Origin of the sequence: Stutzerimonas azotifigens (assembly GCF_013522725.1) — a bacterium.
GTDB classification, from domain to species: Bacteria; Pseudomonadota; Gammaproteobacteria; order Pseudomonadales; family Pseudomonadaceae; genus Stutzerimonas; species Stutzerimonas azotifigens_A.
Map to the genome: position 1 here is coordinate 496,481 of NZ_JAAMRF010000003.1, position 20,955 is coordinate 517,435.

Annotated in this window: 21 protein-coding genes; all 21 read left to right on the forward strand. The window is 66.8% G+C overall.

Going from position 1 to position 20,955, the window contains the following annotated elements; genetic code table 11:
* The first annotated feature begins 219 nt into the window (after positions 1–219).
* The 21 genes from G7026_RS08195 (at position 220) to phnE (G7026_RS08295) (ending at position 20,930) form a co-directional block, all read left to right on the forward strand.
* Positions 220–3,765 carry a response regulator gene (locus G7026_RS08195; protein WP_181070254.1) on the forward strand — a complete coding sequence of 1,182 codons (3,546 nt, stop codon included), beginning with the start codon at positions 220–222 and terminating at the stop codon, positions 3,763–3,765.
* Positions 3,766–4,584: a CheR family methyltransferase gene (locus G7026_RS08200; protein ID WP_181070255.1), complete on the forward strand. Its 819-nt coding sequence runs from the start codon at positions 3,766–3,768 to the stop codon at positions 4,582–4,584.
* Positions 4,581–5,180, forward strand: coding sequence for a chemotaxis protein CheB (locus G7026_RS08205; protein WP_181070256.1), 600 nt, complete (start codon positions 4,581–4,583; stop codon positions 5,178–5,180). The genes G7026_RS08200 and G7026_RS08205 overlap by 4 nt, the downstream gene beginning before the upstream one ends.
* A gap of 5 nt (positions 5,181–5,185) precedes the next feature.
* The gene (locus G7026_RS08210) at positions 5,186–6,433 is read left to right on the forward strand and encodes a hybrid sensor histidine kinase/response regulator (RefSeq protein WP_181070257.1); all 1,248 of its coding nucleotides are present in this window, start codon (positions 5,186–5,188) and stop codon (positions 6,431–6,433) included.
* A gap of 85 nt (positions 6,434–6,518) precedes the next feature.
* Positions 6,519–7,322, forward strand: a complete 804-nt coding sequence (locus G7026_RS08215; RefSeq protein ID WP_181070258.1) for an alpha/beta hydrolase — start codon at positions 6,519–6,521, stop codon at positions 7,320–7,322.
* Positions 7,323–7,710: 388 nt separating this feature from the next.
* Complete coding sequence (gene phnC / locus G7026_RS08220; protein ID WP_181070259.1) at positions 7,711–8,547, forward strand: phosphonate ABC transporter ATP-binding protein; 837 nt, start codon at positions 7,711–7,713, stop codon at positions 8,545–8,547.
* Positions 8,548–8,583: 36 nt separating this feature from the next.
* Positions 8,584–9,588 carry a phosphonate ABC transporter substrate-binding protein gene (gene phnD / locus G7026_RS08225; protein WP_181070260.1) on the forward strand — a complete coding sequence of 335 codons (1,005 nt, stop codon included), beginning with the start codon at positions 8,584–8,586 and terminating at the stop codon, positions 9,586–9,588.
* Between the two features lie 53 nt (positions 9,589–9,641).
* Positions 9,642–10,436 (forward strand): phosphonate ABC transporter, permease protein PhnE, encoded by a 795-nt coding sequence (gene phnE / locus G7026_RS08230; RefSeq protein ID WP_181070261.1) that lies wholly within the window; start codon positions 9,642–9,644, stop codon positions 10,434–10,436.
* A 22-nt stretch (positions 10,437–10,458) separates the two neighbouring features.
* Positions 10,459–11,163 carry a phosphonate metabolism transcriptional regulator PhnF gene (gene phnF / locus G7026_RS08235; RefSeq protein ID WP_181070262.1) on the forward strand — a complete coding sequence of 235 codons (705 nt, stop codon included), beginning with the start codon at positions 10,459–10,461 and terminating at the stop codon, positions 11,161–11,163.
* Complete coding sequence (gene phnG / locus G7026_RS08240) at positions 11,163–11,618, forward strand: phosphonate C-P lyase system protein PhnG (protein WP_375138191.1); 456 nt, start codon at positions 11,163–11,165, stop codon at positions 11,616–11,618. The genes phnF and phnG overlap by 1 nt, the downstream gene beginning before the upstream one ends.
* Positions 11,618–12,220 carry a phosphonate C-P lyase system protein PhnH gene (gene phnH, locus G7026_RS08245; protein WP_181070264.1) on the forward strand — a complete coding sequence of 201 codons (603 nt, stop codon included), beginning with the start codon at positions 11,618–11,620 and terminating at the stop codon, positions 12,218–12,220. Before phnG ends, phnH begins: the two co-directional genes overlap by 1 nt.
* Positions 12,220–13,329 (forward strand): carbon-phosphorus lyase complex subunit PhnI, encoded by a 1,110-nt coding sequence (locus G7026_RS08250; RefSeq protein ID WP_181070265.1) that lies wholly within the window; start codon positions 12,220–12,222, stop codon positions 13,327–13,329. Before phnH ends, G7026_RS08250 begins: the two co-directional genes overlap by 1 nt.
* A complete protein-coding gene (locus tag G7026_RS08255; RefSeq protein ID WP_181070266.1) occupies positions 13,326–14,201 on the forward strand; it encodes an alpha-D-ribose 1-methylphosphonate 5-phosphate C-P-lyase PhnJ in 876 nt (291 codons plus the stop codon). Before G7026_RS08250 ends, G7026_RS08255 begins: the two co-directional genes overlap by 4 nt.
* On the forward strand, positions 14,198–15,010 hold the full coding sequence (phnK, locus tag G7026_RS08260; RefSeq protein ID WP_181070267.1) for a phosphonate C-P lyase system protein PhnK: 813 nt from the start codon (positions 14,198–14,200) through the stop codon (positions 15,008–15,010). The genes G7026_RS08255 and phnK overlap by 4 nt, the downstream gene beginning before the upstream one ends.
* Positions 15,011–15,110: 100 nt before the next feature.
* Positions 15,111–15,812 carry a phosphonate C-P lyase system protein PhnL gene (gene phnL / locus G7026_RS08265; RefSeq protein ID WP_181070268.1) on the forward strand — a complete coding sequence of 234 codons (702 nt, stop codon included), beginning with the start codon at positions 15,111–15,113 and terminating at the stop codon, positions 15,810–15,812.
* Positions 15,802–16,947: an alpha-D-ribose 1-methylphosphonate 5-triphosphate diphosphatase gene (locus G7026_RS08270; RefSeq protein WP_181070269.1), complete on the forward strand. Its 1,146-nt coding sequence runs from the start codon at positions 15,802–15,804 to the stop codon at positions 16,945–16,947. The genes phnL and G7026_RS08270 overlap by 11 nt, the downstream gene beginning before the upstream one ends.
* On the forward strand, positions 16,947–17,498 hold the full coding sequence (gene phnN, locus G7026_RS08275) for a phosphonate metabolism protein/1,5-bisphosphokinase (PRPP-forming) PhnN (RefSeq protein ID WP_181070270.1): 552 nt from the start codon (positions 16,947–16,949) through the stop codon (positions 17,496–17,498). Before G7026_RS08270 ends, phnN begins: the two co-directional genes overlap by 1 nt.
* A complete protein-coding gene (gene phnP, locus G7026_RS08280; RefSeq protein WP_181070271.1) occupies positions 17,489–18,235 on the forward strand; it encodes a phosphonate metabolism protein PhnP in 747 nt (248 codons plus the stop codon). Before phnN ends, phnP begins: the two co-directional genes overlap by 10 nt.
* Before the next feature lie 146 nt (positions 18,236–18,381).
* Complete coding sequence (locus G7026_RS08285) at positions 18,382–19,266, forward strand: phosphate/phosphite/phosphonate ABC transporter substrate-binding protein (protein ID WP_181070272.1); 885 nt, start codon at positions 18,382–18,384, stop codon at positions 19,264–19,266.
* Between the two features lie 43 nt (positions 19,267–19,309).
* Positions 19,310–20,104: a phosphonate ABC transporter ATP-binding protein gene (locus tag G7026_RS08290; RefSeq protein WP_181070273.1), complete on the forward strand. Its 795-nt coding sequence runs from the start codon at positions 19,310–19,312 to the stop codon at positions 20,102–20,104.
* Positions 20,097–20,930, forward strand: a complete 834-nt coding sequence (gene phnE / locus G7026_RS08295; protein ID WP_258190188.1) for a phosphonate ABC transporter, permease protein PhnE — start codon at positions 20,097–20,099, stop codon at positions 20,928–20,930. Before G7026_RS08290 ends, phnE (G7026_RS08295) begins: the two co-directional genes overlap by 8 nt.
* Positions 20,931–20,955 lie beyond the last annotated feature (25 nt).

The following is a 20,955-nucleotide window of genomic DNA, read 5'->3' on the forward strand; positions in this document are numbered from 1 at the left end:
ACCCGCCATTCGCTCTAGCCCGGCTCATGCCGGGCTTTTTTGTGCTGAGTCCCCTTGCCGTGTAAAGTCCGATTCCCGTACAGGGGGCGGGAACCTATCCCGCGTCTTGCACTCAAGAGATGCCGGGAAACGGAACGCTACGGCTGCAAACACCGGAATGTCGTTTCACCGCTCTTCCAACAGGGCCCGCCGCCTCGGCGAACTGGATAAGGAAACCCGATGAGCGATTCCTTCATCGACCAGCACAGCTTCAAGCGCATCCTCAACCGCAACATTGGTATGCCACTGGGCTTCGGTCTGCTCAGTGCGGTGTTCTTCTGCGTCATCGTCTATTACCTCCTCGAGGTCGGCCATTACGTCGAGCGTTCGGTCAGGCTCGTCGGGACCGCAACCGAAACGCTCAAGCAGCAAGTCGATCTGGAGACCGGCATGCGCGGGTACCTGATCGCTGGCGACGAGGCGTTCCTCGAGCCGTACGTGCGCGGCCTGCCCAAGCTCAGGCTGAGCCTCGACCAGTTGCGCTCGGAGTCGGCAGGCAACCCGGTGCAGCTGCGCCGCGTCGAGCAACTCGAGTCGCTGCACCAGCAGTGGTACGCCTTCAGCCAGGCGGCCATCGAGCGTCGCCGCCAGGGCCTTTCATACGAAGATTATGTGAAGTCCGGTCGCGGCAAGCTGCTGATGGAGCAGTTCCGCAGCGAAGTCGATGACTACATCACCGCCGAACGACAAATGCGTAACGGGCGCACGTCTACCGCCGAAACCGTCAGTGCGGCGCTGGTCGGTGGCTTTCTGCTGTTCAGCCTGATTTTCAGCAGCGTGCTGGTGGTGTTGGGACGGCGTGACTTGATGTCGCTTTCGACCAGCTATGGCGAATCGCTGACCAAGCAACAGGTGCATGCCGCAGCGCTGGAAAAGCAGGCCTGGTACCGCACCGGGCAGATGCAGTTGAGCGAGACGATCATTGGTGAATTGACGCTGCCGGCGCTCGGGCAGAGCGTGCTCAGCTTCCTTTCTCGCTACATCGATGTGGCGGCCGGCGCGCTCTATGTATTGCAGGACGGTCGCCTTCAGCGTGTCGCCGAGTTCGGATACGACAAGGATCAACTCGGCCAGCACCGCACCCTGGACCTCGGCGAAGGGCTGGTCGGCCAGGTTGCGCTGGAACGGCGGCCGATGGCGCTGAACGACCTGCCCCAGGACTATCTGAAAGTCAGCTCGGCGCTGGGCGAGACCGCCTCGCGCTCTGTCTTGATCGCGCCGATCGAGGACAGCGGCGTACTCAACGCCGTGATCGAGCTTGGCTTTCTGCGTCCGCTCGAAGAAGAAGACGGCGAGCTGCTCAAGCGCATCGCCGACAACGTCGGTTCGGCCATCGAAGCGGCGCGTTACCGCCAGCGGCTGCAGCAGATCCTCTCCGAGACCCAGCAGCTCAACGAGGAGCTGCAGGTGCAGCAGGAGGAGCTGCGCGCGGCCAACGAAGAGCTCGAAGAGCAATCCAACGCGCTGCGTGAATCCCAGGCGCATCTGGAGGAGCAGCAGGCCGAGCTGGAACAGACCAACGAACAGCTGGCCGAACAGGCCGACACGCTGGCGCGCCAGCGTGACGAGATGGATGAGAAGAATGTTCGCCTGAACGACGCCCAGTTGATGCTGGAGGAGCGTGCCGACGAGCTGCAGCGGGCCAGTCGCTACAAGTCCGAGTTCCTCGCCAACATGTCCCACGAGTTGCGCACGCCACTCAACAGCTCGTTGATTCTGGCCAAGCTGCTGGCCGACAATCCCCACGGTAATCTGAGCGACGATCAGGTGCAATTCGCCCGGTCGATTTATTCGGCTGGCAACGACCTGCTGAGCCTGATCAACGACATTCTCGACATTTCCAAGGTAGAAGCCGGCAAGCTCGACGTATTGCCGGAAGTGACCGTGCTGCCGCGTCTGCTCGATGGCATCAAGAGCCTGTTTCTCGCCCAGGCCATCGACAAGTCGCTCCAGTTCGACGTCGAGGCCGACGATGGCCTGCCACCGAGCATCTTCACCGACCGGCAGCGGCTGGAGCAGATTCTCAAGAATCTGCTATCCAACGCGTTCAAGTTCACCGAGAAGGGGTCGGTCACGCTCAGCGTGCGGCGCCATGGTGCCGGGCAGCTGGCGTTCGCCGTGAGCGATTCGGGCATCGGCATTCCGAAAGACCAGCAGTCGGTGATCTTCGAGGCGTTCCGTCAGGCCGATGGCACCACCAACCGCCGCTATGGCGGCACCGGGCTGGGCTTGTCGATCTCCCGCGAGCTGGCGCAACTGCTGGGTGGTCATATCGAAGTCCACAGCGAACCGGGCTCGGGTAGCACCTTCACGCTCGTCCTGCCGGAAAATTACGTCGCGCCCGTTACCCAGTCCGATGCGGCGGACGACGACACGAACCGCTCGGGCGCCGCGCAGCCCGCATTGCCCGCGACGACCGAACCGGCACATCGGCCAGCGGCGCCCGTTGCCGTCAGGCCGGCGGCACGCCCCGAGTCCGAGCCGGCCGAGGCGGAGCACATCGACCGGGTGGCGGACGATCGCGACGCCTATCCGTTCAAGAATCGTTGCGTGCTGATCATCGAGGACGAGCCGCAGTTCGCCCGCATCCTTAGCGACCTCGCCCATGAGCTCAACTACAACTGCCTGATCGCCCACAACGCCGACGGCGGTTACGACACCGCGCTCGAGTACAGGCCCGACGCGATCCTGCTCGACATGCGCCTTCCCGATCATTCGGGCCTTACGGTGCTCGAGCGGCTCAAGGAGAACCCCATCACGCGGCACATCCCGGTCCACATCGTATCGGTCGAGGATCGCCGTGAGGCTGCGCTGCACATGGGTGCGGTGGGGTATGCGCAGAAGCCCGCCACCCGCGAGGAGCTCAAGTCCGTTTTCGAGCGGCTGGAAGCCAAGCTCGCGCAGAAGGTCAAGCGCATCCTGCTGGTGGAAGACGATGTGCGTCAGCGCGAGAGCGTGTCGCGGCTGATCGAGGACACCGATGTCGAGATCGCCGCGGTCGGCTATGGCGAAGAAGCGCTGGAGCTGCTGCGCAATACCGTCTTCGATTGCGTGATCATCGATCTCAAGCTGCCGGACATGGACGGCCACGAACTGCTCGAGCGCATGGCCCATGAGGAGATCTGCTCGTTCCCGCCGGTGATCGTTTATACCGGGCGCAACCTGACGCGGGACGAAGAGGCCTCGCTGATGAAGTACTCGCGCTCGATCATCATCAAGGGCGCCCGCTCGCCGGAGCGCCTGCTCGACGAAGTGACGCTGTTCCTGCACAAGGTCGAATCGGAGATGCCGCTCGAGCGGCAGAAGATGCTCAAGAGCGCGCGCAGCCGCGAGAAGGCCTTCGAGGGGCGCAAGATCCTGGTCGTCGACGACGACGTGCGCAACGTGTTCGCCCTGACCAGCGCGCTGGAGCAGAAGGGCGCGCTGGTGGAAATCGCGCGCAACGGCCATGAGTCCATCGCCAAGCTGCAGCAGGTCAGCGACATCGACCTGGTACTGATGGACATCATGATGCCGGAGATGGACGGCTTCACCGCGATGCAGGAGATCCGCAAGGACCCGAAGTTCGCCAAGCTGCCCATCATCGCAGTGACCGCCAAGGCCATGAAGAACGACCAGGAGCGTTGTCTGAAGGCCGGGGCCAACGATTACCTGGCCAAACCCATTGACCTGGACCGACTGTTCTCGCTGATTCGCGTCTGGTTACCGAAAGTGGAGTTGCTCTGAATGCCGCACCGGATTGTCGATATCGAACTCAGACTGCTGATCGAGGCGATTTTCCTTCAGTACAGTTATGACTTTCGCGGCTACTCCGGTGCGTCGCTCAAGCGTCGCGTCCTGCTCTCGCTCAAACACATGCAGTGCGAGACGATTTCGGCGCTGCAGGAAAAGGTGTTGCGCGAGCCCCACGCGTTCATGGAGCTGATGCAGTTCCTCACCATCCCGGTCAGCGACATGTTCCGTGACCCCAGCTATTACCGGGCGTTGCGCGAGCAGGTGGTGCCGGTGCTGCGCACCTACCCTTCGCTGAAGATCTGGATCGCCGGCTGCAGTACCGGCGAAGAGGTGTATTCGCTGGCCATCCTGCTCAGGGAAGAAGGGCTGCTGGAGCGTTCCCTGATCTATGCCACGGACATCAATCCACGCTCGCTCGAGCAGGCCCAGCGCGGCATTTTCGCCATCAACCACGTGCGCAAGTACACCGAGAACTATCAGCAGGCCGGTGGCAAGACGAGCTTTTCCAACTATTACACCGCCGCCTACGACTCGGTGATCATGGACAAATCGTTGCGCGAGAACGTGACGTTTGCCGACCACAGCCTGGCAACCGACAGTGTATTCTCCGAAACGCACCTGATTTCCTGCCGAAACGTGCTGATCTACTTCAACAAGCCTCTGCAGGATCGCGCCTTCGGTTTGTTCCACGAGTCCCTGTGCCACCGAGGTTTCCTGGGCCTGGGCAGCAAGGAATCGGTGGAGTTTTCGGGGTACGCGGACAGCTTCGAGCCTTTCGTCAAACCGGAACGGATTTTCCGCAAGCTATGAGCGGTTATCGGCAGGGCCCGCTCCGGGCACGCCGGCCCGCCATCGAGGCGGTGGTCATCGGTACCTCGGCGGGCGGTCTGGAAGCCCTGTCGGCGTTGGTCAGCGGGCTGCCGGCGGAATACCGGATGCCGCTGCTGGTGGTGCAACACGTCCCTGACAGCGGACCGACGCAATTGGCCGAGATCTTCCAGCGTAAGACCCGGTTACACGTCAAGGAAGTGGATGAGAAGGAACAGGTGGGCGCAGGTACGTTATATTTTGCGGCTCCTGGTTATCATCTGCTGGTCGAGGACGACCTGACGCTGTCGCTCAGTCAGGATGATCCGGTGCACCATTCGCGGCCCTCGATCGACGTATTGTTCGAGTCCGCGGCCGACGCCTGGGGTCCTCGGGTCGCTGGCGTCCTGCTCACCGGCGCCAACGAGGATGGGGCCGCTGGCCTTGAGGCGATACATGAGGCGGGAGGACTGACCATCGTTCAGGAGCCTTGCGAGGCGGCTGTCGACACCATGCCGCGCGCCGCGATCGGGCGTTTCACCCCGGATCACATACTGCCCTTGCATGCTATTCACCAGCTGTTGCGCGATTTGGAGTGACACAGATGCAGGATCATACCGATGAAGCGAAACTGCTGATCGTCGATGATTTGCCCGAAAACCTCTTGGCGCTCGATGCCTTGTTGCGTGCCCCGGGAATCGCCGTGCATCAGGCTCAGTCGGGTGAAGAGGCGCTCGAGCAGTTGCTGCAGCATGAGTTCGCCCTGGCCATTCTCGATGTGCAGATGCCGGGCATGGACGGTTTCCAGCTGGCCGAGCTGATGCGCAGCACCGAGCGCACCAAGCACATCCCCATCGTCTTCGTCAGCGCTGCCGGGCGCGAGCTCAACTACGCCTTCAAGGGTTACGAGACCGGCGCCGTGGATTTCATGCACAAGCCGCTCGACCCCCATGCGGTGCGCAGCAAGGTCAGCGTGTTCGTCGATCTGTATCGCAACCGCAAGCGCATGCGCCGTCAGCTGGACGAGCTCGAGCGCAGCCGACGCGAGCAGGAGTTGCTGCTCGACGAGCTGCGCAGCACCCAGGTCGAGCTGGAAAACGCCATCCGCATGCGCGACGACTTCATGTCCATCGTCTCCCACGAATTGAAGACGCCGCTCAACACCCTGATTCTCGAGGTACAGCTGCGCAAGCTTCAGCTGGGCCGCAACAACCTCGCGGCGTTTTCCGAAGAGCGCCTGAGGCAAATGGTGGAAAAGGACGAGCGCCAGGTGCAGAGCCTGATCCGCCTGATCGACGACATGCTTGACGTCTCGCGCATCCGCACCGGCAAGCTCTCGATTCGCCCGTCGCGCTTCGACCTTGGCCGCATGGTGGAAAACCTCGCCCAGAGCTTCGCGCCGCAGATGGCTGCCCAGGGCTGCGAGCTGCGCATCGAACGTTGCGAGACGGTAGTCGGCGTCTGGGACGAGTTCCGCATCGAGCAGGTGCTGGCCAACCTGCTGACCAATGCCATGCGCTATGGCGCCGGCAAGCCGGTCACGGTGCGCGCCTGCGCCACCGCAGAGGGCGCGCGCATAGAGGTGCAGGATCAGGGCATCGGCATCAGCCCGCAGAGCCTGCAGCGCATCTTCTGCCAGTTCGAGCGCGCCGAAGGCAGCGAAAGCAGCGCCGGCCTCGGGCTCGGCCTGTTCATCGCCGAGCAGATCGTCAAGGCCCACAACGGCCGTATCCACGTGAGAAGCCGGGAAGGCGAGGGGGCCCTGTTCAGCGTGGTCCTGCCGCTCGATGCCGTCGCGGAAAACAACAACCTGAACGCGCCGCTGCTGCGAACCTCCCCGGTTCGCGGCTGACCCAGCGCCACTCGCCAGGAGCGAATGCCCTGGGCGAAGGTCGAAATCGCGAGGGCGCCGTCGCCCTGGCCGGTGGAGACTGTCCGTGCCCCGAACCCTGATCTGGTCCCTTCTGCTGCTGGCGGTGCTCTACGCCGGGATCTGCCTTTTGCTGTTCGTCTACCAGCGCGGGCTGATCTACTTCCCTCAGCCACGTCACCTCGATGCCCCGAGCCTCACGCTGCAGCAGCCGGATGCCACGATTCAGGTCTCGCTGCGGCCATATGAAGGCCCCAATGCGCTGATTTACTTCGGCGGCAATGCCGAAGACGTCTCGCTCAACCTGCCGGATTTCACCCGCGCGTTTCCCGACCACGCGCTGTACCTGATGCACTACCGCGGTTACGGCGGCAGCGACGGATCGCCCTCTGAAGAGGCGCTGGCCGCCGACGCCCTGGCGCTGTACGACCGGGTTGCCACTCAGCACAGCTGCATCGCGGTGGTGGGCCGCAGCCTCGGCAGCGGCGTGGCGATCCGCCTCGCCAGTCTGCGCCCGGCCTCCAGACTGATTCTGATCACGCCATACAACAGCCTGGCCGAACTCGCCACCCGCCAGTTCCCCGTCTTCCCGGTTGGCTGGTTGCTCAAGGATCGTTTCGAATCCTGGCGCTATGCCGGCGCGATCACCGTCCTCACCCGGCTGATCGTCGCCGAGCGGGACGACATCATCCCGCGCGAAAGCAGCGAGCGGCTGCTGAGGCACTTTCCGCCTGGCGTCGCTTCGCTGCATCTGATCCCGTCCAGGGGGCACAACGACCTGTCCGCGAGCCCCGCGTATCTACCACTGCTCCAGGCGGGGGTGTGCCCGCCTGCCTCCGAACGCGTCAGCGCACCACCCAGCGCTGGCTGACCGTCGTGCTGTTAGCCGAGTAGGTCTGACTCACCGAAACCTGCGAGTCGGACAGATAGCTGGTGATATCGGCCTGGTTGGCCGTCCCGTGCTGCAGCAGCCGCACGCCGGTCACACCGCCACTCTGGGCGACGGACGCTCGGGGGATTGTTAATCGAATGGTGTAAAGGCTGGAGAGATGCGGCGAGGGATTAGCCCGCGCTTTCCAGGATTCGCAGACCGCAAGCAGACGCGTCGAGAGCCTGCCGGGGCCCCCTCCGAAGCCTGAAAAACCGCTCGTGCCCGGTTCATCGAATCGTCATGGACACTTAACGCAATCGACATCCCGGCTCCCTAAGGTCTGTTCAAAACCACCGGCACCCGCTTGCCGGCGAGAGAGGACAGTCCGATGACCGCCGCGATTTGTATAGACAAGCTGAACAAGACCTTCGGGGCCAAGCGCGCCCTGCATGGCCTGAGCCTGACCGTCGAGCCGGGCGAGATGGTCGCCCTGATCGGTGCCTCCGGCTCCGGCAAGTCCACGCTGCTGCGGCATGTCGCCGGGCTGGCCCGTAGCGACCGCCAGGACGGCGGGCGTATCGAAGTGCTCGGCCGGCCGGTGCAGGCGCAGGGCCGCCTCGCCGCCGAGGTGCGCCGGCTGCGCGCCGACATCGGCTACATCTTCCAGCAGTTCAATCTGGTCGGCCGCCTCAGCGTGATGGAGAACGTGCTGCTCGGCTTTCTTGGTCGCATGCCGCGCTGGCGCGGCTCGCTGAGCCTGTTCACCCAGGCACACCGCCAGGAAGCGCTGGAAGCACTGGCCCGGGTCGGCCTCGCCGACCTCGCCGCGCAGCGCGCCTCGACCCTTTCCGGCGGCCAGCAACAGCGGGTGGCGATCGCCCGCGCGCTGACCCAGCGCGCCGAGGTGATCCTCGCCGACGAACCCATCGCCTCGCTCGACCCCGAGTCGGCACGCAAGGTGATGGACATCCTCGCCGACATCAACCACCAGGACGGCAAGACCGTGGTGGTAACCCTGCATCAAGTCGACTACGCCCTGCGCTATTGCCATCGCGCAGTGGCGCTCAAGGGCGGCCGCATCCATTACGACGGCCCCTGCGACGCGCTCGACGGGACCTTTCTCAACGAATTGTACGGGGCGGATCTCGATACCCGCCTGCTGTTCTCCGACCGTGCCCGGAGCACCGGCGAAGGGGCTCGCTCCCTGTCGTTCGCCAAGGCCTGAGCCTTCACTCGCGTTCAACCCAGAGGAGTGTCAACCATGTTCAACCGTATCGGTCGTGTCCTGGCCGCCTCCGCGCTGCTGACCGGTTCCCTGCTCGGCGGCGCGCAAGCCGACGAGCCCAAAGAACTGAACTTCGGCATCATCTCCACCGAGTCCTCGCAGAACCTGCGCAGCGTCTGGGACCCCTTCCTCGCCGCGATGGGCGAGCAGACCGGGATGAAGATCAATGCCTTCTTCGCCCCCGACTACGCGGGGATCATCCAGGGGATGCGCTTCGGCAAGGTCGACCTGGCCTGGTATGGCAACAAATCGGCGATGGAAGCGGTCGACCGCGCCGGCGGCGAGGTCTTCGCCCAGACGGTCGCCGCCAACGGCGCGCAGGGCTACTACAGCCTGATCGTCGCGCACAAAGACAGCGAGATCGACTCGGTCGAGGAGATGCTGGCCAACGCGAAGAGCCTGACCTTCGCCAACGGCGACCCGAACTCCACCTCCGGTTACCTGGTGCCCGGCTACTACGTGTTCGCACAGAACGGCGTAGACCCGAACAAGGTGTTCAAGCGCTCGCTCAACGGCAGCCACGAGGTCAACGCGCTGTCGGTGGCCAACCGCCAGGTCGACGTAGGCACCTTCAACAACGAGGGCATGGAGCGCCTGCAGCTCACCGCGCCGGAGAAGGCCGCGCTGCTCAAGGTGATCTGGCAGTCGCCGCTGATCCCGGCCGACCCCATCGTCTGGCGCAAGGACCTGCCGGAAGCCACCAAGGCCCGGGTCCGCGACTTCTTCATGGACTACGGCGGCACCGACGCCGAGAGGCAGGTACTCGCCGGCCTGCAGTGGTCGCCGTTCCGCGCCTCGGATGACGACCAGTTGCTGCCGATCCGCCAGCTCGAGCTGTTCAAGAAGCGCACCGAGATCGCAGCTAACACTCGCCTCGACGAGGCCGACAAGCAGGCCCGCCTGGCCGAGATCGACGCCCAGCTGGACGCGCTCAAGGACCGCATGGCCGAGCGCGAGAAGAGCCTGGCCAAAGCCGGCTGACCACCCCCCGGCCGCCTTCGCCAGAGGGCGGCCGCCGTTTCTCGAGGTTGACGATGACTGCACTGACCACCCAACCCGGCACCGACGCGGTCGGCAAGCGTTCCTGGGGACGCCTGATCGGCTGGGGCTTGTTCCTCGCACTGCTGGGCTGGTCCTGGCAGGGCGCGGAAATGAACCCGCTGACGCTGTTTCGCGACGCCGGCAACATGGCGGTGTTCGCCGCCGACTTCTTTCCGCCGGACTTCTCCAACTGGGAGCTGTACCTCAAGGAGATGGTCGTCACCGTGCAGATCGCCCTCTGGGGCACGGTGCTGGCAATTCTCTGCGCGATCCCGCTGAGCATCCTCTGCGCCGAGAACATCATGCCCTGGTGGGTGTACCAGCCGGTGCGTCGGTTGATGGACGCCTGCCGTTCGATCAACGAGATGGTGTTCGCCATGTTGTTCGTGGTCGCCGTCGGCCTCGGGCCGTTCGCCGGCGTGCTGGCGCTGTTCGTCAGCACCACGGGGGTACTCGCCAAGCTGTTCGCCGAGGCGGTAGAGGCGATCGATCCGGGCCCGGTCGAGGGCGTGCGCGCCACCGGCGCCAGCGCGCTGCAGGAGGTGATCTTCGGGGTCATCCCGCAGGTAATGCCGCTGTGGATCTCCTACGCGCTGTACCGCTTCGAATCCAACGTGCGGTCGGCCACGGTGGTCGGCATGGTCGGCGCCGGCGGCATCGGCGTGATCCTCTGGGAGGCCATCCGCGGGTTCCAGTTCGGCCAGACCTGCGCGTTGCTGATCGTGATCATCCTGGTGGTGAGCCTGATCGACATCCTCTCCCAGCGCCTGCGCAAATTGTTCATCTGAGCCAGGAGGCCTTTTTTCATCCATGGACCTGTCTAGACAAGAGCTGCCGCTGTACCGGGAACTGGCCGAGCGCCTGCGCGGCGAACTGCACCGCTTCGCTCCTGGCGACTACCTGCCGGGCGAACTCAGCCTGGCGGCGCGCTTCGCGGTCAACCGCCATACCCTGCGCCGCGCGCTCGACGAGCTGGTGCGCGAGGGCCGCCTGCTGCGGCAGAAGGGCAAGGGCACCCAGGTGTTGGCGCAACCGATGATCTACCCGATGCAGGCCGGCAGCGCCTACACCGCCTCGCTCTCGGCGCAGGGTCACGGCGTCGAGGCCGTGCTGCTCGACCGTCGGGTGCGTCCGGCCAGCGACACCGAGGCCAGGCACCTGCAGCTCGATCCCGGCAGCCCGCTGCTCGAACTCGACACCCTGCGGCTGATCGACGAACAGCCGGTCAGCCTGATCCGTCACCGCTACTGCGCCAGCCGTGAGCCGTTACTGGCCGACTACCGCGGCGGTTCGCTGCGCAGCCACCTGGCCGCGCGCGGGCTGACCCTCAGCCGCGCCTACAGCCTGATCGGCGCGCGGCTGCCCGATTCGGAGGAGGCGCAGCGGCTGCTGATGCCCCGCCATGCGCCATTGCTGACGGTGCTCACCCTGTCCCAGGACCTGGCCGGGCGGCCGGTGGAGCTGTCGTACTCGACCAGCCGCGCCGACTGCTTCGAATACCAGGTCGCCCCCTGATGGAGAACGCCATGAATGCAATCGATACCGCCGCCAGGCAGCACTGGATGGGCGTGCTCGCCCGCGCCGGCGCGGCGCTGGGCGCCCACGAGGCGCGCCTTAAGGACACCGCCTACCAGATGATCCGCTCCCCGGAGATCGGCATGACCCTGGTACGCGGACGCATGGGCGGCACCGGCGCGGCCTTCAACCTCGGCGAGATGACCGTCACCCGCTGCGTGGTGCGCCTGGCCGACGGCCGCACCGGCTATAGCTATGTCGCCGGACGCGACAAGCGCCACGCCGAACTGGCGGCGCTGGCCGATGCCCACCTCCAGGGCCGCGACCAGCGGCACTGGCAGGAAACCCTGATCGAGCCGCTGGCCCGCGAGCAGGCGACACGCCGCGCCGCGCACGCGGCGGAAATCGCCTCCACCCGCGTGGAGTTCGTCACCCTGGTTCGAGGAGAGAACTGATGAGCGACGCCCCGTACCTGCAACCAGCCTTCGAGCGCCCGGCCGAAGCCGCCCAGCAGACCTTCCGCGCGGCGCTCAGGGCGCTCGCCGAACCGGGCCTGGCGCGCCCGCTGCCGCCGACCCCGACGCTCGAGCGGCTGGCCCCAGCCACCTACGCGCTGTGCCTGAGCCTGCTCGACGCCGACACCCCGGTGTGGCTGGCCCCGGCCTTCGACACCCCGGTGGTGCGCGCCAACCTGAGCTTCCACTGCGGCTGCCCGGTGGTGGAGCGTCGTGAGCAGGCCGCCTTCGCCGTGCTCGACGCCGGCGACCTCGCCGACCTGTCCGGCTTCCCGCTGGGCAGCGAGCGCTACCCGGACCAGTCCTGCACGTTGCTGGTCCAGCTCGAGCGCCTGGACGGCGGCGAGCCGGTGGCTTGGCAGGGGCCGGGCATCGCCGGGCAGCGCCAGGTCGACCTGCCGCTGCCAGGGCACTTCTGGAAGCAGCGCGACCTGAACGGTGACTTCCCGCGTGGGCTCGATGTGTTCTTCACCGCCGGGCAGGCACTGCTCGGCCTGCCGCGCAGCACCCGCTGCCTGGCACCGATCAGGGAGGCGAGCTGATGTACGTAGCAGTCAAAGGCGGCGAACAGGCGATCGACAACGCACACCGGCTGCTGGCGAAGAAGCGCCGTGGCGACACCGACCGGCCGGCCCTCGAGGTCGCGCAGATCCGCCAGCAGCTGCCGCTGGCGGTAGCGCGGGTGATGAGCGAGGGCTCGCTGTACGACGAGGAACTGGCGGCACTGGCGATCAAGCAGGCGGCCGGCGACCTGATGGAGGCGATCTTCCTGCTGCGCGCCTACCGCACCACGCTACCGCGCTTCGCCGCCAGCGTGCCGCTGGACACCGGGCGCATGCAGCTGTCGCGGCGCATCTCGGCGACCTTCAAGGACCTGCCCGGCGGCCAACTGCTCGGGCCGACCTTCGACTACACCCACCGGCTGCTGGACTTCGCCCTGCTGGCGGAGGGCGAGCCGGCCGACGCGCCGCCCGAGAGCAATGCGCCGGCGAGCCTCGAACCCTGCCCGCGAGTGCTGGAGATGCTCGGCCGCGAGGGGTTGATGACGCCGGAGCGCGACGAGGGCGCACCGGTGCCGGACATGACCCGCGAGCCACTGGAGTTCCCCGCCAGCCGCGCCCAACGGCTGCAGGCGCTGGCCCGCGGCGACGAGGGCTTCCTCCTCGCGCTCGGCTACTCGACCCAGCGCGGCTACGGGCGCAACCACCCGTTCGCCGGTGAGATCCGCATCGGCGTGGTGGAAGTCTGGCTGGAGACGCCGGAACTGGACTTCGCGGTGCCGCTCGGCGACATCGAGGTCACCGAGTGCGAAATGATCAACCAGTTCGTCGGCCACACGCCCGACCAGGCGCAGTTCACCCGCGGCTACGGGCTGGCCTTCGGCTACGCCGAGCGCAAGGCGATGGGCATGGCGCTGGTCGACCGCGCGCTGCGCGCCGAGGAGTACGGCGAAGAGGTGCAGGGCCCGGCGCAGCAGGAAGAGTTCGTGCTGATGCACTGCGACAACGTCGAGGCGGGTGGCTTCGTCTCGCACCTGAAGCTGCCGCACTACGTCGACTTCCAGGCCGAACTGGAGCTGATCCGCAAGCTGCGCCAGCCGGCGCAGACCGAACAGGCCGAACCCGCCCCGCTCGAGGAGAACCGCGCATGAACGCCCTTCACAGCCAAGCCCCGGCCAGCGAGACCGGCGACGAGTACGCCTTCGCCTACCTGGACGAGCAGACCAAGCGGATGATCCGCCGCGGCCTGCTCAAGGCGGTGGCGATCCCTGGTTACCAGGTGCCGTTCGGCGGCCGCGAAATGCCGCTGCCCTACGGCTGGGGCACTGGTGGCATGCAGGTGACCGCCGCCATCCTCGGCGGCGACGACGTGCTCAAGGTGATCGACCAGGGCGCCGACGACACCACCAACGCGGTGTCCATCCGACGCTTCTTCTCGCGCACCGCCGGGGTCGCCACCACCACCCGCACGCCCGAGGCGACGGTGATCCAGACCCGTCACCGGGTCCCGGAGACGCCGCTGTCGAACGACCAGATCCTGGTGTTCCAGGTGCCGATTCCCGAGCCTCTGCGCTTCATCGAGCCGGCCGAGACCGAGACGCGCACCATGCACGCGTTGCGCGACTACGGCGTCATGCACGTCAAGCTCTACGAGGACATCGCCACCTTCGGCCACATCGCCACGGCCTACGCCTACCCGGTGACGGTGGACGACCGCTACGTGATGGATCCGTCGCCGATCCCCAAATTCGACAACCCCAAGCTGGACATGAACCCGGCCCTGATGCTGTTCGGCGCCGGCCGCGAGAAGCGCCTGTACGCGGTGCCGCCGTACACCCGGGTGGTGAGCCTGGACTTCGAGGACCACCCCTTCGCCGTGCAGCGCTGGGACGAATGCTGCGCCGTCTGCGGCAGCCGCGACTCCTTCCTCGACGAGCTGATCATCGACGACGCCGGCGGCAAGCGCTTCGTCTGCTCGGACACCGACTACTGCCGTCAGCGCCAACAGGAGACCGGCCAATGAACGCCGCGCAGCCCCTTTTCCAGGCGGACGTCGAACTCGACGCGCCGCTGTTGCAGGTCAGCGGTTTGACCCGCCTGTATGGGCCGGACACCGGTTGCCAGGACGTCAGCTTCGAGCTCTACCCCGGCGAAGTGCTGGGCATCGTCGGCGAGTCCGGCTCGGGCAAGTCGACCCTGCTCGGCCTGCTCTCCGGTCGCTGTCCGCCGGACCGTGGCAATGTCGCCTACCGTGACCGCGATGGCCAGTGGTTGGACCTCTACAGTGCCAGCGAGGCCGAGCGGCGCACGCTGTTGCGCACCGAGTGGGGCTTCGTCGAGCAGCATGCGCGCGACGGTTTGCGCATGGGCGTGTCGGCCGGCGCCAACATCGGCGAGCGGCTGATGGCCCAAGGCGTGCGCCATTACGGCCAGCTGCGCGAGGCCGGGCTCGAATGGCTGCGCCAGGTGGAGATCGACCCGGCACGCATCGACGACCTGCCCAGCACCTTCTCCGGTGGCATGCAGCAGCGCCTGCAGATCGCCCGCAACCTCGTCTCCGGCCCACGCCTGGTGTTCATGGACGAGCCCACCGGCGGGCTCGACGTGTCGGTCCAGGCGCGCCTGCTCGACCTGCTGCGCGGCCTGGTGCGCGAGCTCAACCTGGCGGTGGTGATCGTCACCCACGACCTCGCCGTGGCGCGCCTGCTGGCCGACCGGCTGATGGTGATGCGCCGCTCGCGGGTGGTGGAAACCGGCCTCACCGACCAGGTGCTGGACGACCCGCAGCATGCCTACACGCAGCTGCTGGTGTCCTCGGTGCTGCAGCCATGAGGGGGCGCCGTACGAATCAGTCCACCCCTGGTCAGGACACCCCGCCATCGAGCCGGCCATGCGCGGCCCCCATTTCCCTCCTTTCGTTGCGAGGTAACCCATGAACAACCCGATCGAAGTCCGCGACCTGCACAAGCGCTTCACCCTGCACCAGCAGCAGGGCGTTGTGCTGCGGGTGCTCGAAGGGCTGAGCTTCGAGGTGCGTGCCGGCGAATGCCTGGTGCTGCATGGCCGTTCCGGCGCCGGCAAGTCGACCCTGCTGCGCAGCCTGTATGGCAACTACCTGGCCGACGGCAGTATCCGCATCCTGCACCGCGGCGCGCCGATGGAGCTGATCGGCGCCGCGCCGCGCCAGGTGCTCGCCGTGCGCCGCGAAACCCTCGGCTACGTCAGCCAGTTCCTGCGGGTGATTCCGCGGGTGTCCTGCCTCGACGTGGTGATGGAGCCGGCGCTGGCGCGTGGCTGGTCGCGCGAGCGGGCCGAGGTCCGCGCCCGCCAGCTGCTGACCCGGCTGAATATCCCCGAGCGTCTCTGGACGTTGGCGCCCGGCACCTTCTCCGGCGGCGAGCAACAGCGGGTCAACCTGGCGCGCGGGTTCATGGTCGAGTGGCCGGTGCTACTGCTCGATGAACCCACCGCCTCGCTGGATGAGGCCAACCGCCAGGTGGTGCTGCAGCTGATCGCCGAGGCCAAGGCCGACGGCACCGCCGTGATCGGCATCTTCCACGACCGCGCCGCCCGCGAGGCGGTGGCCGACCGTTACTTGGACATGACCGGCGAGGAATACGCCAATGCCAGCTGAACTCATCCTGAGCAATGCCCGCCTGGTTACCGCCGACCGGGTCTTCGACGGCTGCCTGGTGGTGCGCGACGGGGTCATCGCCGCCATCGACGAAGGGCGCAGCGGCCTGCCGCAGGCGCTCGACCTGGGCGGCGACTACCTGCTGCCGGGGTTGGTCGAACTGCACACCGACAACCTGGAAAAGCACATGACCCCGCGGCCAGGCGTCGACTGGCCGTCGGCCTCGGCGGTGCTCAGCCATGACGCGCAGATCATCGCCGCCGGCATCACCACGGTGTTCGATGCGCTGTCGATCGGCGACGTCAATCCCAAGGGCAAGCGCATGCAGCAGCTGCCGATCATGCTCGAGGCGATCGCCAGTGCCGCGATGCAGGGGCACAGCCGCGCCGAACACCGCCTGCACCTGCGCTGCGAGGTCTGTCACCCCGACACCCTGGGCGTGTTTCGCGACCTGGTCGGGCACCCGTTGGTGCAGCTGGTCTCGGTGATGGACCACTCGCCGGGCCAGCGTCAGTTCGTCCAAGAGGACAAGTACCGCGAGTACTACATGGGTAAGTACCAGTTCGACGCCGAGCAGATGGCTGCCTTCACCCGCCAGCAGAAGGCCAATTCGCTGGAACACAGCGACCGCCAGCGGCGTGTCATCGTCGAGGAGTGTCAGGCGCGCGGGCTGTCGATCGCCAGCCACGACGACGCGACCCTCGAGCACGTCGCCGAGTCGGCCGGCTTCGGCATGTCCATCGCCGAGTTCCCGACCACCCTGGAGGCCGCCCAGGCCAGCCACCGTGCCGGGCTCAAGGTGTTGATGGGCGCGCCGAACGTGGTCCGCGGCGGCTCGCATTCAGGCAACATCGCCGCCGCCGAACTGGCGCGCCAAGGCGTGCTCGATATTCTCTCCAGCGACTATTATCCGGCGAGCCTGCTGCCGGCCGCGCTGATGCTGGCCGAGCAGGACAATGCCTACGACCTGCCACGGGCAGTGGCCACCGTCACCCGCGCGCCGGCGGTGGCCGCCGGGTTGGCCGATCGCGGCGAGCTGCAGGTCGGCCTGCGTGCCGATCTGCTGCAGGCGCGGGCGGTCGGTATTCAGGCGGTGGTACGGCAGGTCTGGCGCACAGGGGAGCGGGTGTTCTGATGAGCGGACGGTTGATCTATCTGATGGGCCCCTCGGGTTCCGGCAAGGACAGCCTGCTGGAGGCCGTGCGCGAACGCGTGCTGTCGGCCGGCGGGCAAATCGCCCGGCGCGTCATCACCCGCTCGCCGGAAGCGGTCGGCGAGGATGCGCTCGGTGTTTCGCCACAGCGGTTCGAGCAGATGCTGGCAGAAGGCGCCTTCGCCCTTCACTGGCGCGCCAACGGGCTGGCCTACGGCATCCCACGGCAGATCGACGAGTGGCTGGCCGAGGGCCGCGACGTGCTGGTCAACGGCTCGCGCGGGCACCTGGCCGAGGCCCGGCAGCGCTACCCGGAGCTGCATCCGGTGCTGCTCACCGTCGAGCCGCAGGAGCTGCGCCAGCGACTGTTGGCGCGCGGCCGCGAAACCGCGGAAGAAATCGAGGCGCGTCTGGCGCGCAACGGTCACGTGCGACTGGACGACGAGAGCTGCCAGCGGCTGGACAACTCCGGCAGCCTGGCGCAGACCGCCGAGGCGCTGCTGCGGCTGATCCGGGGGCGCGCATGCGCCTGACCCTGCTCGGCAGCGGCAATGCCCGCCAAGTGCCGGTCTACGGTTGCGACTGCGTCGCCTGCGAACGCGCGCGACGGGAGCCGGCGCACCGGCGGGGGCCGTGCAGCGCACTGGTCGAATGCGGCGAGCAGCGCTGGCTGCTGGACGCCGGCCTCACCGACCTCACCGAGCGTTTCCCGCCGCATGCGCTGAGCGGCATCCTGCTCACCCACTATCACGCCGACCACGCTCAGGGCCTGCTGCACCTGCGCTGGGGGCTCGGGTTGACGATCCCGGTGCACGGCCCGGCGGACGCCGAGGGCCTGGCCGACCTCTACAAACACCCCGGCATTCTTGATTTCTCGCGGCCGTTCGCCGCCTTCGAGCGCCGCGAGCTGGGCGCCCTGACGGTGACCGCTGTGCCGCTGGAACATTCCAAGCCGACCCTCGGCTACCTGCTCGAAGGGCAGGGGCGGCGCATCGCCTACCTCACCGACACCCTCGGGCTCGCCGAACCGAGCGCTGCCGTGCTCGCGGCGCAGCCGCTGGACCTGTTGGTGCTGGACTGTTCGGCGCCACCGCAGCCGGAGCCGCGCAACCACAACGACCTGCCCCGCGCGCTGGAGATCGTCGAGCGGCTGCGCCCGACCGAGACGGTGCTGACCCACATCGGCCACACCCTCGACGCCTGGTTGCTGGAGCATCCGGCGGCGCTGCCGGCGGGTGTCAGCCTGGCCCATGACGGGCGGATGCTGTAACACGCGGCATGTGGAGCCCGCTTCCGCAGGGCGATGGCAGGCGCGTCTTGCCTCAGGGTCACGCAGTTGTCATGGCCCCAACATCTCACTGTCAGATTGCCCTGCGATAGTCCCTGAACCTGTATAGACAACGGTGGGTGAGGGTGATGTCGCTGATCAAACGCGTGGGGGTGGTGCTTGCCGGGATGGTCTGCTTCGCGTCGCTGGCGCAGGCCGAGACGGTCAAGCTGGCGGTGACCGACCTGGTCGGCCTGGAAGAGCTGCAGCGCGAGTTCGGCGCATTCAAGAACGAGCTGGCCAAGGTGACCGGCTACGAGATCGAATTCCTGCCGGTGACCAACCGCACCGCCGCGGTCGAGGCGCTGCGTTTCAACAAGGTCGACTTCGTGCTCACCGGCCCGGCCGAATACGTGGTGATGCAGAAGCGGGCGAACGCCAGGATCGTCGTCGGGCTGTCCCGTCCAGACTATTTCGCCACCATCATCACCATGGCCGACGGCCCCTACGGCACGGTCGCGGATCTGAAGGGCAGCAAGGTCGGTTTCGGCGAAGTCGGTTCGACCTCCAAGCACCTGGGCCCGATCCAGGCGCTGGCGGATGCGGGGCTCGAGCCGCAGCGGGACGTACAGATCGTCAACACCAAGATCCCCGTGCTCTGGGAAGCGCTCAAGCGTGGCGACGTCGCCGCCATCGGCATGAACCACCAGAACTTCCTCTCGCTGCGCCAGCAGGAGATGGAGAAGGGCGGCCTGCAGCCGGGCGCGTTCCGGGTCATCGCCCGCGGGCCCGATCTGCCCCATGACGTGCTGATGGCCGGCAGCCATGTGGATGACAAGGTGGTGACCGTCATTCGCCAGGCCTTCGTCGAGCATTCGGACGCGCTGATCGCCGCGATCCTCACCGGCAAGGACAACCAGAAGTATTCCGGCATGCGCTTCATCACCAACGTCAAGGACAGCCAGTACCAGTACGTGCGGTCGATGTACGCCACCGCCGGCTTCCCCGAATACGCCGACTTCATCGGCGACTGAGTTTCCGCAACGCGCCCGCCGCTGCGGGCGCACAGGAGCTGCCATGCCCAGCCTTGCCCAGGCCCTGCGTTCGACCTTCGCCGCCGCGGACACCGCCTGCCCGCTGCAGGTCGAGGGGTTGACCAAACGCTTCGCCAACAGCGACACCCCGGTGTTCGCCGACATCAGTTTCCGCCTGAATCCCGGCCAGTCGGTTGCCCTGATCGGTGCCAACGGGGCCGGCAAGAGCACCCTGCTGCGCTGTTGCGTACGGCTGATCGAGCCGGACGCCGGGCGCATCGTGCTCGATGGCGTGAGCCTGTGCGGCAAGTCCGGGCGCGGCCTGCGCCAGGCGCGCAACCGGGTCGGCTTCGTGTTCCAGAAGCACTGCCTGGTGCCCAGGCTCTCCGCGCTGTCCAACGTGCTGCACGGCAGCCTCGCCCATCACGGCGGCCCGCGCCACTGGCTGCAGGGGCTGGCCACCCAGGCCGACCGCGAGAAGGCCCTGCACTGCCTGGAGCAGGTCGGTCTGGCCCCTCTGGCGCACAAGCGCTGCGACGAGCTGTCCGGCGGGCAATCCCAGCGGGTGGCGATCGCCCGGGCGCTGATGCAGGACCCGAGCATCCTCTTCGCCGACGAGCCGACCGCCAGCCTCGATCCGCAGTCCGGCGAGGAAATCATGGAACTGTTCGCGGCCCTGGGCAGGGCGCGTGGCCTGACGCTGTTCTTCGTCTCCCATCACATCGAGCACGCGCTGCATTACGCCGACCGCATTCTCGGCGTGCGCGACCGCCAGCTGATGCTCGACAGCGCCAGCGGCGCGGAAACCCTCACCAGCCTGCGAGGCTTCTATGCCTGATCTTCCGCGTAATCCATCGATGGCCGCCGAGCGGGCACCGCTGCCGGAGCGCTTCGAACGGCCGAGCTGGCTGACTCAGGTGCTGATTGCACTGTTCGTGCTGTTCCTGCTCTGGTCGATGTCCAGCGCCGGCCTGTCCCTGTCCGAGCTGCTGAAAGGCCTGCCGAACATGGCGGTGATCGGTGGGGAGATGATGCCGCCAGCAACCGACCGCGCCTGGCCGGTGGCCCAGGCGATCCTGGTGACCTTCCAGATGGCTCTCGTCGGCACCGTGTTCGGCATCCTGCTGAGCATTCCCATGGCGCTGCTGGCGGCGCGCAATACCTCGCCGCATGCCGCGGTGCGCCACGCCACCCGCGCGCTGATCAGCTTCTTTCGCACCGTGCCGGACCTGGCCTGGGCGCTGTTCTTCGTGGCCTCCGTGGGCCTCGGCACCTTCGCTGGCACGCTGACCATCATCGTCGACACCATCGGCTTCTGCGCGCGCTTCTTCGCCGAAGCGCTGGAGGAGGTCGATCCCGGCCCCTCCGAGGCGCTGGCCTCGATCGGCGCCAGCCCGCTCGACCGCATGGCCGTGGTGCTGCTGCCCGGCGCGCTGCCGAGCCTGATCAATTCCAGCCTGTTCTCGCTGGAAAAGGCCGTGCGCTCGTCGGTGGTGCTCGGCCTGGTCGGCGCCGGCGGCATCGGCGCCGAACTGGCGGTCTCGATGGAGATGTTCCGCTACGACCAGGCGGCGACCATCGTCCTGATGATTTTCCTGCTGGTGTTCGTCGTGGAGCAGTTCTCCTCGCACATGCGCCGACGGCTGATGCGCCAGAACGCCTAAGCCGACGAATCAGCCCATTCCTTCC

What these genes read in the sequence shown, in the direction of transcription:
- G7026_RS08195 (WP_181070254.1), top strand. Translation starts at nt 220, where the DNA reads ATGAGCGATTCCTTCATCGACCAGCACAGCTTCAAGCGCATCCTCAAC.
- G7026_RS08200 (WP_181070255.1), top strand. Translation starts at nt 3,766, where the DNA reads ATGCCGCACCGGATTGTCGATATCGAACTCAGACTGCTGATCGAGGCG.
- G7026_RS08205 (WP_181070256.1), top strand. Translation starts at nt 4,581, where the DNA reads ATGAGCGGTTATCGGCAGGGCCCGCTCCGGGCACGCCGGCCCGCCATC.
- G7026_RS08210 (WP_181070257.1), top strand. Translation starts at nt 5,186, where the DNA reads ATGCAGGATCATACCGATGAAGCGAAACTGCTGATCGTCGATGATTTG.
- phnC (WP_181070259.1), top strand. Translation starts at nt 7,711, where the DNA reads ATGACCGCCGCGATTTGTATAGACAAGCTGAACAAGACCTTCGGGGCC.
- phnD (WP_181070260.1), top strand. Translation starts at nt 8,584, where the DNA reads ATGTTCAACCGTATCGGTCGTGTCCTGGCCGCCTCCGCGCTGCTGACC.
- phnE (WP_181070261.1), top strand. Translation starts at nt 9,642, where the DNA reads ATGACTGCACTGACCACCCAACCCGGCACCGACGCGGTCGGCAAGCGT.
- phnF (WP_181070262.1), top strand. Translation starts at nt 10,459, where the DNA reads ATGGACCTGTCTAGACAAGAGCTGCCGCTGTACCGGGAACTGGCCGAG.
- phnG (WP_375138191.1), top strand. Translation starts at nt 11,163, where the DNA reads ATGGAGAACGCCATGAATGCAATCGATACCGCCGCCAGGCAGCACTGG.
- phnH (WP_181070264.1), top strand. Translation starts at nt 11,618, where the DNA reads ATGAGCGACGCCCCGTACCTGCAACCAGCCTTCGAGCGCCCGGCCGAA.
- G7026_RS08250 (WP_181070265.1), top strand. Translation starts at nt 12,220, where the DNA reads ATGTACGTAGCAGTCAAAGGCGGCGAACAGGCGATCGACAACGCACAC.
- G7026_RS08255 (WP_181070266.1), top strand. Translation starts at nt 13,326, where the DNA reads ATGAACGCCCTTCACAGCCAAGCCCCGGCCAGCGAGACCGGCGACGAG.
- phnK (WP_181070267.1), top strand. Translation starts at nt 14,198, where the DNA reads ATGAACGCCGCGCAGCCCCTTTTCCAGGCGGACGTCGAACTCGACGCG.
- phnL (WP_181070268.1), top strand. Translation starts at nt 15,111, where the DNA reads ATGAACAACCCGATCGAAGTCCGCGACCTGCACAAGCGCTTCACCCTG.
- G7026_RS08270 (WP_181070269.1), top strand. Translation starts at nt 15,802, where the DNA reads ATGCCAGCTGAACTCATCCTGAGCAATGCCCGCCTGGTTACCGCCGAC.
- phnN (WP_181070270.1), top strand. Translation starts at nt 16,947, where the DNA reads ATGAGCGGACGGTTGATCTATCTGATGGGCCCCTCGGGTTCCGGCAAG.
- phnP (WP_181070271.1), top strand. Translation starts at nt 17,489, where the DNA reads ATGCGCCTGACCCTGCTCGGCAGCGGCAATGCCCGCCAAGTGCCGGTC.
- G7026_RS08285 (WP_181070272.1), top strand. Translation starts at nt 18,382, where the DNA reads ATGTCGCTGATCAAACGCGTGGGGGTGGTGCTTGCCGGGATGGTCTGC.
- G7026_RS08290 (WP_181070273.1), top strand. Translation starts at nt 19,310, where the DNA reads ATGCCCAGCCTTGCCCAGGCCCTGCGTTCGACCTTCGCCGCCGCGGAC.
- phnE (WP_258190188.1), top strand. Translation starts at nt 20,097, where the DNA reads ATGCCTGATCTTCCGCGTAATCCATCGATGGCCGCCGAGCGGGCACCG.